This window comes from Blastopirellula marina, assembly GCF_002967765.1.
Taxonomy (GTDB): Bacteria; Planctomycetota; Planctomycetia; order Pirellulales; family Pirellulaceae; genus Bremerella; species Bremerella marina_A.
Genome location: NZ_PUHY01000012.1, coordinates 802739 through 818071 on the forward strand (window position 1 = coordinate 802739; position 15333 = coordinate 818071).

13 protein-coding genes are annotated in these 15333 nt (G+C 54.3%); 4 read left to right on the forward strand and 9 right to left on the reverse strand.

The window, feature by feature from the left end; genetic code table 11:
• Nucleotides 1–43: 43 nt before the first annotated feature.
• The 5 genes from C5Y83_RS19790 to C5Y83_RS19810 are packed head-to-tail and all read right to left on the reverse strand — an operon-like array spanning nt 44 to nt 4979.
• Complete coding sequence (locus C5Y83_RS19790; RefSeq protein ID WP_105331474.1) at nt 44–1267, reverse strand: hypothetical protein; 1224 nt, start codon at nt 1265–1267, stop codon at nt 44–46.
• Nucleotides 1267–2112 (reverse strand): DUF4129 domain-containing protein, encoded by an 846-nt coding sequence (locus C5Y83_RS19795; protein WP_105331475.1) that lies wholly within the window; start codon nt 2110–2112, stop codon nt 1267–1269. Before C5Y83_RS19795 ends, C5Y83_RS19790 begins: the two co-directional genes overlap by 1 nt.
• Nucleotides 2109–2984 (reverse strand): hypothetical protein, encoded by an 876-nt coding sequence (locus C5Y83_RS19800; RefSeq protein WP_105331476.1) that lies wholly within the window; start codon nt 2982–2984, stop codon nt 2109–2111. The genes C5Y83_RS19795 and C5Y83_RS19800 overlap by 4 nt, the downstream gene beginning before the upstream one ends.
• Nucleotides 2971–4032 carry a stage II sporulation protein M gene (locus tag C5Y83_RS19805; RefSeq protein WP_105331477.1) on the reverse strand — a complete coding sequence of 354 codons (1062 nt, stop codon included), beginning with the start codon at nt 4030–4032 and terminating at the stop codon, nt 2971–2973. Before C5Y83_RS19805 ends, C5Y83_RS19800 begins: the two co-directional genes overlap by 14 nt.
• An 11-nt stretch (nt 4033–4043) precedes the next feature.
• Nucleotides 4044–4979 (reverse strand): RDD family protein, encoded by a 936-nt coding sequence (locus C5Y83_RS19810; protein ID WP_105331478.1) that lies wholly within the window; start codon nt 4977–4979, stop codon nt 4044–4046.
• Between the two features lie 331 nt (nt 4980–5310).
• Between C5Y83_RS19810 and C5Y83_RS19815 the strand changes: the two genes are divergently transcribed.
• Complete coding sequence (locus C5Y83_RS19815) at nt 5311–5784, forward strand: DNA/RNA non-specific endonuclease (protein ID WP_105331479.1); 474 nt, start codon at nt 5311–5313, stop codon at nt 5782–5784.
• Between the two features lie 31 nt (nt 5785–5815).
• Here the strand turns inward: C5Y83_RS19815 and corA are convergent, their stop codons facing one another.
• Entirely contained in the window at nt 5816–6898 is a 1083-nt protein-coding gene (corA, locus tag C5Y83_RS19820; RefSeq protein ID WP_105331480.1) for a magnesium/cobalt transporter CorA, read from the reverse strand.
• 2 nt (nt 6899–6900) lie between these two features.
• Nucleotides 6901–8349 carry a sulfatase gene (locus C5Y83_RS19825; RefSeq protein ID WP_105331481.1) on the reverse strand — a complete coding sequence of 483 codons (1449 nt, stop codon included), beginning with the start codon at nt 8347–8349 and terminating at the stop codon, nt 6901–6903.
• A 206-nt stretch (nt 8350–8555) separates the two neighbouring features.
• Here C5Y83_RS19825 and C5Y83_RS19830 point away from each other — a divergent pair, with 206 nt between their 5' ends.
• Nucleotides 8556–9734: a tetratricopeptide repeat protein gene (locus tag C5Y83_RS19830; protein WP_105331482.1), complete on the forward strand. Its 1179-nt coding sequence runs from the start codon at nt 8556–8558 to the stop codon at nt 9732–9734.
• Nucleotides 9735–9819: 85 nt separating this feature from the next.
• Here C5Y83_RS19830 and C5Y83_RS29470 read toward each other — a convergent pair whose 3' ends face one another.
• Entirely contained in the window at nt 9820–11064 is a 1245-nt protein-coding gene (locus C5Y83_RS29470) for a hypothetical protein (RefSeq protein ID WP_158262422.1), read from the reverse strand.
• Between the two features lie 300 nt (nt 11065–11364).
• Here C5Y83_RS29470 and C5Y83_RS19850 point away from each other — a divergent pair, with 300 nt between their 5' ends.
• Complete coding sequence (locus tag C5Y83_RS19850) at nt 11365–12351, forward strand: aldo/keto reductase (protein WP_199195078.1); 987 nt, start codon at nt 11365–11367, stop codon at nt 12349–12351.
• Nucleotides 12352–12529: 178 nt separating this feature from the next.
• Here C5Y83_RS19850 and C5Y83_RS19855 read toward each other — a convergent pair whose 3' ends face one another.
• Complete coding sequence (locus C5Y83_RS19855; protein WP_105331486.1) at nt 12530–13732, reverse strand: inositol-3-phosphate synthase; 1203 nt, start codon at nt 13730–13732, stop codon at nt 12530–12532.
• A gap of 349 nt (nt 13733–14081) precedes the next feature.
• On the opposite strand from C5Y83_RS19855, the gene C5Y83_RS19865 reads away from it, so the two are divergent.
• Nucleotides 14082–15275, forward strand: coding sequence for an aromatic amino acid transaminase (locus tag C5Y83_RS19865; protein ID WP_105331488.1), 1194 nt, complete (start codon nt 14082–14084; stop codon nt 15273–15275).
• Nucleotides 15276–15333: the final 58 nt, after the last annotated feature.

Below are 15333 nucleotides of genomic sequence, written 5' to 3' on the forward strand. Positions count from 1 at the left end.
GAAAACTATTCTAAGGAAGCGAAACGTGATCGGGTGCCGGAGACTATTTCCCGTCACCGCGACGCGTTTTTGAACGGCGGTAGACGGCGTCTCCTTTCATGATTTGTTGATACTGTTGTAATCGTAGTTGGGCGTAACCATAGTCGTCGGTTGCTTCGAGCAAGTCGCCCACCGAATCGATATGTTTTTTAAAGTCGGATGTCTCGGCGGAGGGAAGTTGTTTCGGCCGACCGAATATGGGATACAAGGCAAAACACAGCACAATCATCCACCAAGCCATTTGCAGCCCAACCAGATTGAGCGGCCATTTGGTAAGCCATTCCCAGCCACTTGTCCCGTCGGTAGCGTCGTCCGCCTGACGAATGTCGACCACCTGATCGGTTTCGAGAAACGCGACCGTTTCCGGAGAATAGTAAGCCTGATCGCATTGATTGACCAACTTTCCGGCCAGCTTGCGATGTTCTGGGTTCACCAAAGGTAGGTTCAACAAAAACGAACCGTTATTCACCAGGATGAGTTGACTGTCACTGTATTCGCTTCCCATCCGTGTGACGATCGCTTCTCCTTGGGAACTCAGCAATACTTCGATATCTTCAACGATATAAACCGGTGCCTCGTCTTCTTCGTCAACATCATAGTCTTCGTAAAGCGAGTCGGTCGTAGCTGGAAGCATCTTGGTACGCAACACGATATTTGTCTTCGAAGAGTCGATCCCCTTCGACCACGGACCTCGCAGCGACTTCGCAACACGTCGGGGGACATCTCGCTCGGTCTTGTAGAAGTAGAAGTCCGCCTCCTCAGGTGTGAAGTTCCGTAGTTCGTCAAACTGCTGAATCGCCAGGCTACGCTGCCGCATCGCATCCAGTTTCTGCGCGGGCGGGACTTTGCTCAGGACGTCATCCCAATATTGAACCGACGCATCAAAATCGCGTCCAACGTAAATGAACGTTCGCCCATCTTCTTCATCCAGCCAACGTAAGATCACGTCGCGGAATTCGGCGTTGGGGCCTTCGAAGCTGTTGGGAACCCACACAATCACATCGTGGCGGAGCAAGTTGGGGGATACGGCCGAGTAGCTGCTCACCCAATAGCCTGCCTCACGAAACATCTCGGAAAGAACCTTCGTTCCGTTGACGCTTGCTGCTGAGTTGCCAGATCGCTTGCCGTAGGCGGTCGGCAGTTGCGTACTCTTGGTACCACAGCCGCTGAAAAGCAGGCAGCAAGTCAACGCCAAGACACCAAGCAGGAGGTTGGTCGAACGTAGCATTACGTCTTTCCTCCTGCGAGCAGTTGATCGAATTGCGTGAGCTGATTCCAGCAACGCTCGAAGCGATCTCTGGTAAGCTCACGATTGCCGAAAAAGACATCTTCAAACGCGTTCATCGTTCCTTGCAGAATTTGACGCAGGTTACGATCGCGTCCTATTTCTCGCAGGTACTGACCGTTCGTCTTTCCTTTGGCCAAGCGAATGACGTGTCCCTTGTCGAGTTCCAGTAGTTGGAAACTAAAGAGATAGACAATCGCTTCGTTGAAGTTACCACCTTCGTAACAGCGACGGGCCTCCTCTAAAAGATTGGCGTCCTTCTTCTTCACCTCAAAGGGTAGATGCTCGACCTTGTCGACCTGACGAGTTTTTTCATCTACCGTATCAGCGACGCCACCCTTGCCGGCCATGCCAGAGGTACCCCCGGCTTTCACGGCTCGATAGATCAGATAAGCGATCACCGCTAAGATCGAAAGTAGCAGCGAGTAAATCAAAAGCGTGAGAATGGGCACGCCATTGATGCCTGGGTTCCAGCCCCAACCTCCGCCGGTAGGCGTGTTAGTAGTTGTTGTGCTGGTCGTATTCTTGGGCTTAGGTGGGGCTCCCGGACGCGAGTCAGGCATCTTGGTTTCGCCTGGAACCGGAATCGTTTGCAGTTCGTCCGTTTCCCCGTTGTACCAATTGGCTTGAGGGATATTCGTAAATGCGTTTCGCCCTTGTTCGACCGGTTCATGAAGCGTGCGTTCGCCTTGGACATCGTCATCCTCAAACTGCGCAGCGACCGGCAGTGTCATGGCCAGCGCCAGGACCAAAGCGATGAGTTTCACGAAACGGAAGTCACCCCTCATCCGGCGATCTCCTTCATTCGCGAGGCTTCGGCCCTCAGGACGAGTTCCACTTCCCATCCTTCGCGGCGAATGCGAAGGTCGAGGTAGCATAGAAACCGCACAACGGTCATGAAGGCAACGACCAGCCAGAGGCCGATCTGGAACCAGACAAACATAAAAAGGTCGTCCCAATTCCAGCGTCCAAAAACGAAGCCGCGAACGCCAAAGATATTGAGCACGATGCTACAGGCCAACGGAATACAAATCGCCGAAGCCATCCCGCGTATCAACAGATCGCCAAAGTTGGGATTGTGCAGCGACGAACTTCGCAGGCCAACCGTGATCGTTCCTTTTTGCTTCGCGAAGATTGGGTTCTTTTCTAAGACCAAGATCTCGCCAATATACGGACGCCAGGTCCGCAGCACGGCAGCGTAGCCGCACAACAAAAGTAGGAAGGTGAACGCCACGAACGCTTCGTCAAAGGATGCCCAGAGCAGCAACAGCATGCCTGGCAAAATGCCACGCAGGATGAAGATAACCCAAAAGATTCGCGGCATCACCGGCCATAATCCGGTGCACATTCGCCGCCAGTTTGGTTTGTCATGAAACAGGGCATCCCCTAGCAGAACGGTAATCGGCAGGCCAGCTAACGGAGCTTCCAGGAAGATGGCCATTACCATGTAAACCAGGAACATGCCGGCCGTTTCATTCACGACCAAGTCGGCCCGCATCGCCCATAACAAGCCACCATTGATCAAGGTCAACGGAATGGCCGTTATGGCCAACGCTTGCATGATCTTCCACCAATAGACGCGCATCACGATCAGTGCCAGATCGTAAATCTCTAGCAATTCGCGTTCTCGAATGGCAATGCGTGTCTTATCGAGTTGCAAGGTCGTCCTTTCGTGGATAGCCGAGCACAATAAAGTAGACCATGAGCAGCCCACTGGCGAGGATCGCAATTACTTGTTTCGCCACTTCCGGTAGAGCGGAAGGGGAAACCCAGGCTTCGATCATCGCGGCCAAGGTGAACAGGATGGCCGAGGCCCCCATGATCGGCAAGGCCCGCTTAGCACCGATCCGCAACGAATCGATTCGCTGATAGGCGACCTGACGGGTTTTGTCGAACAGGCTTGCTTCTCCCTCTGGGAGTTCGTCGCGTGTGAGTGCTTCTTCGCGATGATAGGGACTAATCAACGAAAAACCAATCCGTAGCCCGGCTCCGGCGGCCAACACGATCGCCGTGAGCTCGAAGGGACCATGCGCCGTAACGAACTCGAAGAAGTGGTCGCTGATTTCCTCCGATACATTGGGACTGGCCATGTGACCAAATACCGTTCCCAGTGTGGCCGCGTTGAATAGCAAGATGCATAGGCCGCCGATCACCGTGATTCCGACGACGAAGCACTGAATACCGATACCCGTATTATGATTCACGTAAAAGGCAGCACCCGACGCGGTAGGCGTGCTGCTGTTAGGAGCTTGCGAATACATCTGCTCCATCTGATCAATTGTTTCGGAACCAACGATTTCGTTGGCGAAATTTGGGAAGCGATCTGGATTGGCGGCCATGAATCCTGATAACAAGAAGACCGCCCAGAACAGCCAGAAGGTAAGCTGGACACAACGATCCTTGAAGATTTCACGGGGAATTTGTCGGAGCAGCAAATCACCGATGTGCGCCCAATCGATCCGACGACTTCGGTACAACTGCCCGTGTGCTCGACCTACGAGTTTGTGTAAATACTCGACGATGTTTGGAGGGAGTTGATACGAGTCCGCTAAGGCCAAGTCGGCGCACGCTGCGCGATATAACGCAGCGAAACGAGCCACATTTCGAGCCCCGATCGTTTTCTTACGCGAGGTCGCCATCTGCGAGCAAAGGTTCTCTAGCTCTTGCCAGTAAACCCTTCGCTTTTCAATAAGATGAGCAACTTTCATCGAGGCTTCCTTTACTTCGTTCCGGCGGACACCGGCGCGCTGGGCTGTCCGTAGGTAAGTGACTGAGCCGGATTTTGCAGCAGCTCGTTATCATCGCTCGTTCCATCGGACGATTGCCGCGAAAGGAAGGTTCGATAATAGAGGGCGCAGAGCAGTAAATCGTAGCTGGTATCGGTAGGCAGGCCAAATTTTTCCAGCAGCGGTTCGGCCAAATGGCGAGCGATTTCGCGCCGTCTGGCCGTAGTGAAATATCGCCTTCGCTCGACGTAAGTGGCCACTGCTTTAACCATGCTGCGGGGAGCAACAAAGTTGGGCGGAATATAATCTGCCAGCAAGCGGGCTCGATCGTCTTCGATCTTGGCAATCTTCATCAGCCACGAACGGTCTTCGATTACTACCATCGTACCGGCAATTAAGTCGCCGATACGTTGAAAGCGGCGATTGAAGATCGGAACCAACAGCGCGAATAGAAACGTCAGCACGATAGGGCCGTCGTACATTTCTTCACGCATCCAAGCGAATGGAAGAGGAACCATTGGCCACATGTCAACATAACGAAACAGATTTCGCACAGCGGATTGGAACGCGTTGATCGGCTCGCCGTCGTCGGTGGTAACGCGGAGGTTGAGCAGCCACTTGCCTGGCGTGGTACCGTTCCACCAATATTCAAAGGCGGCCATGTAGAACCAATTAAAGAAGAAAGCCGCCATGGTTCCGATTGCGGCCAAGAGATCTTCGAGGCCAGCACCGACGAACAAGTTGCCGACGCCCATCAGCATGATGACGATGAACGCGGCCAACATAACGGCAGCGCGGATGAACAAATCAAGCAGGAACGCCAATAGGCGACGGAACGGTCCGGCGACCTGATAATTGAACGCGATGTTCTCTGGCGTCACGACCTTGAATTGCGAGTCGATCGCCTCGGTGTTCCACGGAGCTGCCATCGAGGAGCTTTTCTACCTTTTCAGGGATCGGCCTGGATTCTTACGATGCTGCCGAATCAAGATGAGCTAAGGGCACGAGGATTTCCCTGTCATGTCATCAGACGAGCTTCTTCAAGTCTAACGTAAGCGAAGAGCCGCTGACGAGGACTCGTCCAGATTAATCCGTTTTCGACCCCCTCAACAGAGGTGAAGTTGATTTCTCGCTATTTAACCGGCGGAAAGTGTTTGCTGCCACGGCGAGATTAATGAGATTCGATTGCGAACCCCTTCCATTGACCGGTAAGATGACTCGATAGTGATCCCTTTCCAACCTAGTTTTCGGGATACAAGGATGTCACGCATACGCATCGTGATGGGTAAAGTCCCTGACCTGAAGTTTCGAGTTACGGAAAATGCTTTGCCTAGCGGTGGCTTTCGTACCCGTAGTATCGAAGGGCAAATTCGGTATTGCCCTGGTCGTGGACCACACAGTGGAAACTTTCGCTCGAACTTCGATCACTACGGCCATTTGATCGCCGACCAATTTGGCGGACCAGGGGATGCGGCTTCTGGCAACATTGTCGCCATGCATGGTCACGCCAATAACGGTGCCGGCGGCCAGTACAAGCGAATGGAGGACGATGTCAAACGGCTTCTTTTCGATCGCGAGGCCTTCATGAAGGTGGATGTTGGCTATAAAGCCACAGCCGACTTGAGGCCACACGTTTTTGAGGTTTTTGTCCGCTTTGCCAACGGGATGCATTCGCGTTGGCGTATCTTCAACTTTTACCCAGGCATTCCGAATCCTGCTTTGGCCAAACGCTGACGCGACTTCCTGTCTTTCCCTCGGCCACCCGTCATCCTTTGAACCAGCCTCGAGCGTAGAACCAGCCGAGGAACGCAACCCCAACGGCGATCATCAGCCCCCAGCAGTAGATATAGCCGTACTTCCAATTGATCCACGGCATGTTCTCGAAGTTCATACCGTACACACCGGCGATGAAGCTGAGCGGGATAAAGACAGTCGCGATTATTGTTAGCGTTTTCGTGACTTCATTGGCTCGTTGGCTCGTGAGCGCGAAGTGAAAGTCACGCAGGTCGGAACAAATCTGCCGGTAGGTATCGATCGCATCAAGCAACTGCGAGATGTGGTCGTCGGCGTCGCGGAGGAAGACGATCGTATTGGCGGTGTAGCGGGTAAAGTTGGTGCTCATCAAGTTGCGGATCGCTTCCTTGTGAGGCAACAGATTTCGGCGAATTGTCAGCAAATCGCTGCTTATCTTCTGAATCTCTGGAATCAAGTCATTCGTATAACCGGCCGCCAGTGGGTCATCAATTTCGTCGAGACGATCTCCAAACGTCTCGACGACCGGGAAGTAATGATCGATCACCGAGTCCATTAATGCGTAAGAAAGATAGTCGGGGCCCATCTGGCGAATTCGGCCAACTGACTTCCGCAAACGGACGCGGATAGGATCGAGAAGATCGTCGAGGCCAGCTTCTTCGATCGTGATCACGTAATTCTCGCCCACCACCAAGCAAAGCTGACGGGTATCGAGCCGAGGGACCATTTCCACCATTCGGACGACTAGGAATGAATAGTCCCCATACTCTTCCGCCTTGGCTCGCTGATGCGTGTGGAGGATGTCTTCATACACCAGGGGATGCAGATCGAACATGTTTGCCAATTGACGCAGCTTTGACGTATCACCCAAGCCATGCACGTGGATCCAGGTCACATCATAGTTGCCTAAATACTCACGGATATCATCCGGGTCGTCGATCTCGGCCTCGACGTACTCTTCTGGGCCGAATGCCGCCACCGTCATGTGACTGGTGGTTTCTTCCTCAGGCTTAGTCGCCGTGCCCGGTGCCGAGCCAGGGGGCGTGCGACGCTCAAATGGACGTCGAAGAAATTGCAAATCGATCGGTAACTTCATGTCTATTTCGCATCCTGAGCGGCTTCGAGCAGCATCGCGACAACTTCCGGTTTTTCGGTCGCCAGATTGTAGACTGGATCAGGAGTCTCGCGTATGTCGTACAACTCGATGTTTTCCATTTTTCCGTTGCGATTTTGAGCAATCAGGCGGTAGTCTTGTGAGCGAACACTGACCTGACCGCGTTGCCAATAACTGATTGCCTGATCACGAACCGAATTCTTCTCGCCACGGATAACGGGGCCCTGACTGACACCATCGAGAGAAAAGGTGGTTTCCCGGAACTTCGGCTCGCACAAATCGATCAGCGTCGGATAGATATCCAATGTCTCGGCTAAGGCCTCGGTTGCCTGACCTTGGTCGGTCACGCCAGGGACTTTGATGTAGAGTGGACTCTTGAGTGCTCGCTCCAGCGAAGAATGCTTTCCCCAGATCGCGCTTTCTCCAAGATGCCAGCCGTGGTCACCCCATACAACGATGATGGTCGACCGGTCGAGGCCCGTTTCCTTGAGCGCGGTCAATACCTTGCCGATTTGCCGATCGGTGTAACGGACGCATGCCAGGTAGGCTTTGCGAGCTTTGATCTGGTCTTCTTCGGCCAAAGGGTTTGTCTTTGGATAGTCGGTCCGGTATCGATAGAACTCGCCTGACTTATGCCAATAGGCGGTCTCTGGTTTGGTTCCATGCGGGGCTGGTTCGATTTCCATCTGATCGACCGCTTCCCAGTCTTGCTTCGTTGCCACGAAGGGAAGATGCGGTTTGAAGAATCCTAGGCCAAGGAAAAAACGCTTACCGCTTTGTTGATAGCCTTGAAGTGTTTCGATCGCCTTCTCTGCCATCAAGCCATCGGGCAGGTCGGTGTCTTCCTCTGCTATGAACTCCATGAGATCAGCATGTCCTTGGCCATCTTCGCGATGTTTGCCGTTGGCGTACGCGAAGAAGATTCCCCAGCCGCGCTTCCACGGACCATAGGGGGTGGCCAATTCATCCCAGGCATGAGGGACTTCGTCGCGTCCGTCACCCTTGCCGTTGTAGGCGTACACCTTACCGTCGGCTGTGTGTGACACCTTGCCGATCAGGGTGGTATGGTAACCACTGCGGCGAAAGAGTTCCGGCATGGTTTGGGCGGAAGGAAGCTTCTGCCGCGAAAGAGCCGTCTTGCCATTATAGAGAGCCTCGTTCCCCATTGCCTGGGAATGCTGAGGGCTGCGCCCCGTTAGCAGGGCGAATCGCGAGGCTCCGCAGGTTGGAACTTGCACGAAATGCTGCCGGAAGACGCACGACGACTGGGCCAGTTCATCCAAGTTCGGGCTGACCGTCGGGGAACGTCCGAAGATACCAAGTTCCGGTCGCAAGTCATCCACCGCGATGAATAGAACGTTGTAGTTATTCTCTCCCATCGCGTTGGCGGGGAGTGCCAGCAGGGCCAGGGCGAGTATTAAGGTGCGAATCATAGCGAATTTCTCGTAGAAAGGTGCGCAATTGGGACCTTCATACCTAATCGATACTGTCCGTCCAGGCAAGGTTCCCCCGCTTGCCGGGACTAGTCCGCCGTGCCCTGTTTATGTAGGCTAAACGAAGTCTTTTTCAGGGTCCGCAAGCCGCTATTATCCCGCCAGGGGACCCCAGCGGCGCACCCCGCGATCTGGGATATTGGTTAGTGGCAACGGATTCAGCCCAACGAAACGAAGCAGGCGATCTGTCGGGAAAACGGATCGCTATTGTCGGCAAGCTGGCCGGCATGACGCGGCGCGAGGTCTTCGCAGCATTGCGCGAGGCGGATGCGCATCCCAGCGAAAAGGTCGATCAACGGGTCGATATCATCGTCTTTGGCGAGAACGACTTGACCGATCTGGGCGACCAAGGTATCTCGGAAGAACTGCAAGAGAAAGCCGCCGCCGGCGAGCTTCAATTCATCAGCGAAACCACCCTCTGGCAGTGGTTGGGCCTGATCGAACCACATCAGAAACTGCATCGGTTGTACACACCAGCGATGCTATCCGACTTGCTGGGCGTTTCCAAATCGATCATTCGTCGGTGGCATCGACGGGGGCTGATCGTTCCCGCGCGCCAAGTTCGTAGTTTGCCTTACTTCGATTACCACGAAGTTGCTTCGGCCAAACAGTTAGCGGGCATGCTGGCTTCGGGGATGTCGCCGGAAAAGATCGAACGCCAGTTATCGGCAATCTCAGAATATTACCCGGACGTTCAACGACCATTGACGCAGCTATCGGTGATTGTGCAAGGAAGCGAGATCTTATTGCGGCAAGGGGAAGGCCTGCTCGAACCGGGCGGACAGATGCGGTTCGATTTCGATCGAGACGATGACTTCTCGATCGCGTTCAACGTGGTTGATCCGAGTCATGATTTGCCAGAGACGGCAGAGGCCTGGGAGTCGCGGGCAGCGGACTATGAAGACGACGAACAATTGGACGAAGCGATTCGCTGCCTTCGTTCGGCTTTGTCAGTCGGTGGTCCGTCGGCCGATCGTTCGTTTCGCTTGGCCGAATTACTCTATCGAGCCGGTCATCTGGGCGGGGCGATTGAACGCTACTATGTCGTCATCGAACAAGAGCCGGAAATGATCGAGGCCAGGGCCAACTTGGGTTGCGTGCTCGCCGAGACGGGACAGCTTGTCGAAGCGGTCTCGGCCCTGCGTGAAGCGATTGAAGTGTATGACGACTATTGCGATGCCCACTATCACCTGGCCCGCGTACTCGATGACTTGGGGCGCGAACGGGAAGCGAAATCGCACTGGGAGAAATGCCTCGCCCTGAACCCTGATTCTCCCTGGGCTGACGAGGCGTATGCGCGACTTAATCCTGCTGAAGAGGATTAGTTCACGAGTTCCGAGAGGTACCCATACAATAAAAAAGGGCTCGCCTTGGCGAGCCCTTTTTTCTGTTCTCTTTTGCTGGAAACGCTTACTCCGTACCCAGGTTCACTTCCAAACCAGGGATCTGCGATTCGAGCTTAGCGGCGCCTTCTTTCGTGACGCCAGTTTGCCAGAGGTAGAGATGCTTCAGGTTCGGCAGGTTCGCCAAAACACCAACCCCATCGTCAGTGACCGGAGTGCCATACAAATTTAAATAAACCAGATTCGGATGAGCTGCCAGATAGATCAACGCATCATCGGTTACCTTGGTCTTGGCCAGATTCAATCGCTGAAGGTTCGGCAATCCTACCAAGGCCTTGATAGCTTCATCGGTAATATCGGTACCGCGGGCGTTGATTTCGACCACGTTGCGAAGGCCACGTACCAAGGCCAAGGCCTCGTCGTTGATTGGCTTGTCGCTGAGGTGGAAGGAAACGACCTTCTCGTCGGTGTTTTGGGCCAGCACATTCACCCGACCACCGCGAGCGTTGATTTGCTTGATCGCTTCCTCTTCGGAGGCGTCATCGACGGTTGGCAGTGGATTGGCTTCCTGAGCAGCGACTAGCTTAAACTGGATCTTGACCGTATCGGCCAGGCTCTTCCGCATCTCGGCCATCAACTCGGCTTTGACCTCGGCCTTCAGTTCTTCTTTCAATTCCTGCTTCACCTCAGGCTTTAACTCGGTCTTGAGTTCTGCCTTGGCTTCCGCTTTGATCGCAGCTTTGCTTTCTGCTTTGATTTGATCCAATGCGGCACCGAGCATGGCCAAGCCGCTGCCAGCTGGAGCCGGATCGACGTTTGGCTTGGGCTGTGGTGCTGGTTCGGGTTTGGGCTCCGGTTTTGGTTCCGGCATTGGCTCTGGCTTCGGTTCGGCCTTCGCAATTTCGGCAGGGAGATTCCCAGCGGCCATGTTGGCAGCGAAGGTCGGAGCCTTGTCGTCACCGCCAACTTTCATTTCGGCGATCTTATCGAGAACGGCCACCAGTTCTGCTTTTGCCGCGTCCTTTTCACCTTCCAGGCGATCTTTGCCGAAGTTGGCCTTGTCGACCAACTCGTCCATTGCTTGGCCGTAAGGGTTTCGCTCTTTCTTGCTCTGACCATCGACATGACAGACGTTGCACTTTGCGGTTTGCGCGGCGGCAACGAACTTCTTGCCAGCATCATCCTTCGGTTCTGGGGCAACGTACTTTTCGTTGAAGACCTCCCAGAAGAAAGGAATGGCCTGAGCGGGTTGGTGCAGGATGCCAACCGTCATCAAGGCCAACAGAGCGGAAAGGAGAATTCGTACGAACATCGGGCTACCTCGACGTCTTCGGACGCAGTGGATGGGTGAATGCGGGAAGGAGCCAATCGGGAATGGCCGTACCGATCCCGTGGCTTTGGCAATTTGGGCGAGTTACTACGATTCTGGCTCGTAAAAGGGGATGATGCAAGCGCCCCAGGCAAATCGGGCAAAGAGTTTAGTGCTATTAAGCTATGTTGCGATGATTGCTCGGCTTAGCCGGACTGACAACGACTTGCCACAGGCTACCCAAGTTGCGTTACGATAGAGGGCCACGCACTTCCCCCCTCGATTATTTTCAAGGCTGACATCATGAGTTCCATTCCTGCCGTGACCCTCAATACCGGTGCCAAAATGCCTCAAATGGGGCTGGGGACATGGAAGATCGACAAATCGACATGTGCCGACGTCATTGTCTCCGCTGCCAAGGCCGGCTATCGACACTTCGATTGTGCCTGCGACTATGGCAACGAGAAAGAAGTTGGCCAAGGCCTACGGCGAATCATCGAAGAGGGCATCGCCACGCGGGATGAACTTTGGATCACCTCGAAGCTTTGGAACACCTATCACGCTGCCGAACATGTTCAACCAGCGTGTGAAAAGACATTGAGCGACCTGGGGCTCGATTATGTCGACCTCTACCTGATTCACTTCCCGATCGCTTTGAAGTTTGTCCCGTTTGATGATCGCTATCCACCAGAATGGTTCTACGATCCAGGCGCCGCCCAGCCAGGGCTGGTAACCGAGTCGGTTTCAATTCGAGAAACCTGGGAAGCAATGGAGAAGCTCGTCGACGCTGGCCTGGCCAAGAACATTGGCGTCTGCAACTTCGGCGTGTCGCTAATCCGAGATTTGCTGACGTATGCCCGCATTCGACCAAGCGTGTTGCAGGTTGAGCTTCATCCGCTGCTCACTCAAGAGAAGCTGCTGCGGTATTGCGCTACAGAACAGATGGCTGTAACCGCGTTCTCCAGCTTTGGCGCGGAATCGTATTATGCCCTCGGAATGGCTCAGCCAACCGAGTCGCTCATCAAGCATGATGTAGTAACTAAGATTGCTGCGGCTAGTGGCAAGTCGCCTGCTCAGGTCTTGCTTCGTTGGGCCGTACAGCGAGGAACCATCGTGATTCCAAAAGCGAGTAGCCAAGGGCACCTGGAGCAAAACGCGGCGATCTTCGACTTCGAGCTTACCAGCGATCAAATGGCCCAACTCTCGGCTCTTGATATCGGTCGCCGCTTCAACGACCCTGGCGACTTCTGCGAAGCCGCATTCAACACGTTCTTCCCGATCTACGACTAACCAGGTGACGAGTTATCACGCATTACACGGCTGGGTACCGATACGTTGCCGTGCCAACTCGGCTGCATAAGAGAAAAGCCCCAGGGAAGCTTACGAATGCTTCCCTGGGGCTTTCATTGTTCAATTCGGGATGAAATTCATCCGTGACCAATGGTGGGACTCCATAGTCCAATATTCGTTACGTTTTTAGCGATTCCGTCCAAGTTTCCAGCATCGCGAACTGCTTGGCGAAGTCATTTTCTTCGGTCCCGAGAGGGGACTTGAAGAAGCAGGCCAATTGTTCAAGGAGGCCTGTTTCTCCCTTACGTTTCGCCAAATCTGCGAAGCGAGCTAGGTCGATCACCAGTGGTGCAGCCAAAAGCGAATCGCACCCTTGCCAAGTGAACTGCATCACCATCGGGGTGCCAAGGAAGCCTTGGAAGTGGATGTGGTCCCAAGCGGTTTTCCAGTCTCCCATGCTTTCAATATTCTCGATGGTGACCAGCGTTTGTGGCGTGTAACCAAAGATCTTACCGAGAAGGCGATCTTTGCTGACTGCTTTGGTCTTCTTATTCTCGGGATCGTCCAGCACCTTGGCGTCCATGTTGCCGAAGATGTTGTGCCCGACCCAACTCATCACCTTCAAATTTCGATGAGCGAACATCGGAGCCAGCGTACTCTTGAGGAGCGTTTCACCGGTTTTGCCGTCATGACCCATGTGGCATGTGTTGTTTTGCTTGGCTAAGTCATCCAGAGCGGGCAGGGCAGTCCCCAACGACGGCGTGAAATTGATGTAAGGGAAGCCGAGCTCCAGCGAAGCGATGCCGTAAAGCGAGCTCGCCGGTAAGGGGCAGCTGGTTTCGTTCAGCTTCGGTTCCAGCTCGTTCCAGGTTTGCGGGAACTGTTTCTCATCGACCGGGGGTTCGGTCGAAGCGACGTTCACAACGACGACGCGTTCCAGGTCGTTGGCTTTGGCGAAGTCGGCGATGTGCCCCTTTAGACGATCGACCGCAGTTCGTGGCGTCTCTTGAACCGTTCGCAGGTTCTCTGCGGACAGGTCGACGATTGTCTTGCCGACGTTATAGAGCGTGCCGTCCTGAATGTTGGCATCGAGGGCGGTCAAGTCGTCTCGCATCTTCTCGACGAGGCGGCCATCGATCGCGCGGCTTTCGTAGACTAGTTTCCAGGCTTCATCGAGCAAACTAGTGTCGCGAATATCATGGCCACCGATCACGATGTCTTCCCACTGTGCTAAGTCGAGCCCGGCGAATTGCGGCAAATCGCTTACCAGGCCAACGCTTTCGCTGAGGCCTTTCTTCAGGGCAATCAATCCAACAATGGTTGTTGTCGCGACGCCACCTTTGGCGCCAATCAGCCAGATTCCGGTACGCGGGCGTGCCATCTGTGCGGTACTTTCCAATCGAAAGGCAAACGGTCGGCCCCAGCGATCGTCGCGTCGACCTGGTTTTCAGCAACATCAGACGTTCGCGAGCGACGTTCATGGGGCGAACGGCTCCGCGAATGGGGGAGGTAGCAAACCAGGCGGGGATCACTGGGAAGGGTCAAGCTCACCATTATGATTGGTTTGGGCGCGAAATTCACCCCGTCAAACGGGCGTGGAAGCCAAGAAACAGCGGCATTTTTCCGAAGTTGGGGCATTTCTGCTGCCCTGGCGAACTATTAGACCTGCAAGTGATCTTCTAAAATGAACTTGTTTTTCACCCCTTTATCCTCTTACCCATTGGAAGAGTATGTTCCAGCAAGTCCAAACGGCTCCCCCGGACTCGATCTTGGGGCTCAACGAAGCCTTCCGCAACGACCCGAATCCAGAAAAGATCAACCTGAGCGTTGGGGTCTATAAAGATGAGAAGGGTGTCACACCGGTTCTCAAATGCGTGAAGGAAGCCGAAAAACGCCTGTTGGAATCGGAAAGCACCAAGAGCTACCTGCCAATCGACGGTCGCGCAGGCTACAACGAATCGGTTCGCGAGCTGATGTTCGGTACCGAACACGAAGTACTGGCCGCCAATCGTGCAGTCACCGTGCAAACGCCAGGGGGAACGGGTGCCTTGCGGGTCGCTGGAGATTTCCTGGCCGATAGTTTCAAAGGCCGCGCCCTATGGCATAGCCAGCCCACTTGGCCGAACCATCCCAATATCTTCACAGCGGCTGGTATCCCACTGAAGACGTACCCTTACTTCGACAAAGCGACCAACGGGCTTGATTTCACCGGAATGATGGAAGCATTGCGGCAAGCTCCGAAGGGGGACATCATCTTGCTGCATGGTTGTTGTCATAATCCGACCGGGATCGATCCGACTCCGGAGCAGTGGAAAGAGATCGGCGATTTAGTTCAAGAGAAGGAACTGCTGCCTCTCTTAGACTTCGCTTACCAAGGCTTTGGTGATGGTCTCAAGGAAGACGCAGCCGGTCTACGAGAGATCGCTCGTCCAGGCCAAGAAATGCTGATCTGTAGCAGCTTCAGCAAGAACTTCGGGCTCTACAACGAGCGAGTCGGTGCTTTGACGGCTGTGGCGGCGGACGAAGCCTCCGCGGCGGCTGTTCTCAGTCAGTTGAAGAAGGTAATTCGCTCGAATTACTCGAATCCGCCCACCCATGGCGCTGCCGTGGTCGAAACGGTGCTAGCCGATACCGGGCTAAACGCGATGTGGGAAGAAGAGCTGGCCCACATGCGTGATCGCATCAACGGCATCCGTAAGCTGTTTGTCGATAAGATCTCGGCTAGTGGTATCGATCAGGATTTCTCCTTCATCCAGAAGCAGAAGGGGATGTTCAGCTTCTCAGGCCTCAATCAGATGCAAGTCGATCAGCTGCGCAACGAGATGAGCATCTACATCGTCGGCTCAGGTCGTATCAACGTGGCTGGCATCAGCGAAGCCAATGTCGATCGCCTGTGTGAGGGAATCAAGAAGGTGCTCAGCTAGTCTCTGAGCGTAGAATCGAACGTAGCGAGGCCATGTTCCTACGAATGGACATGGCCTC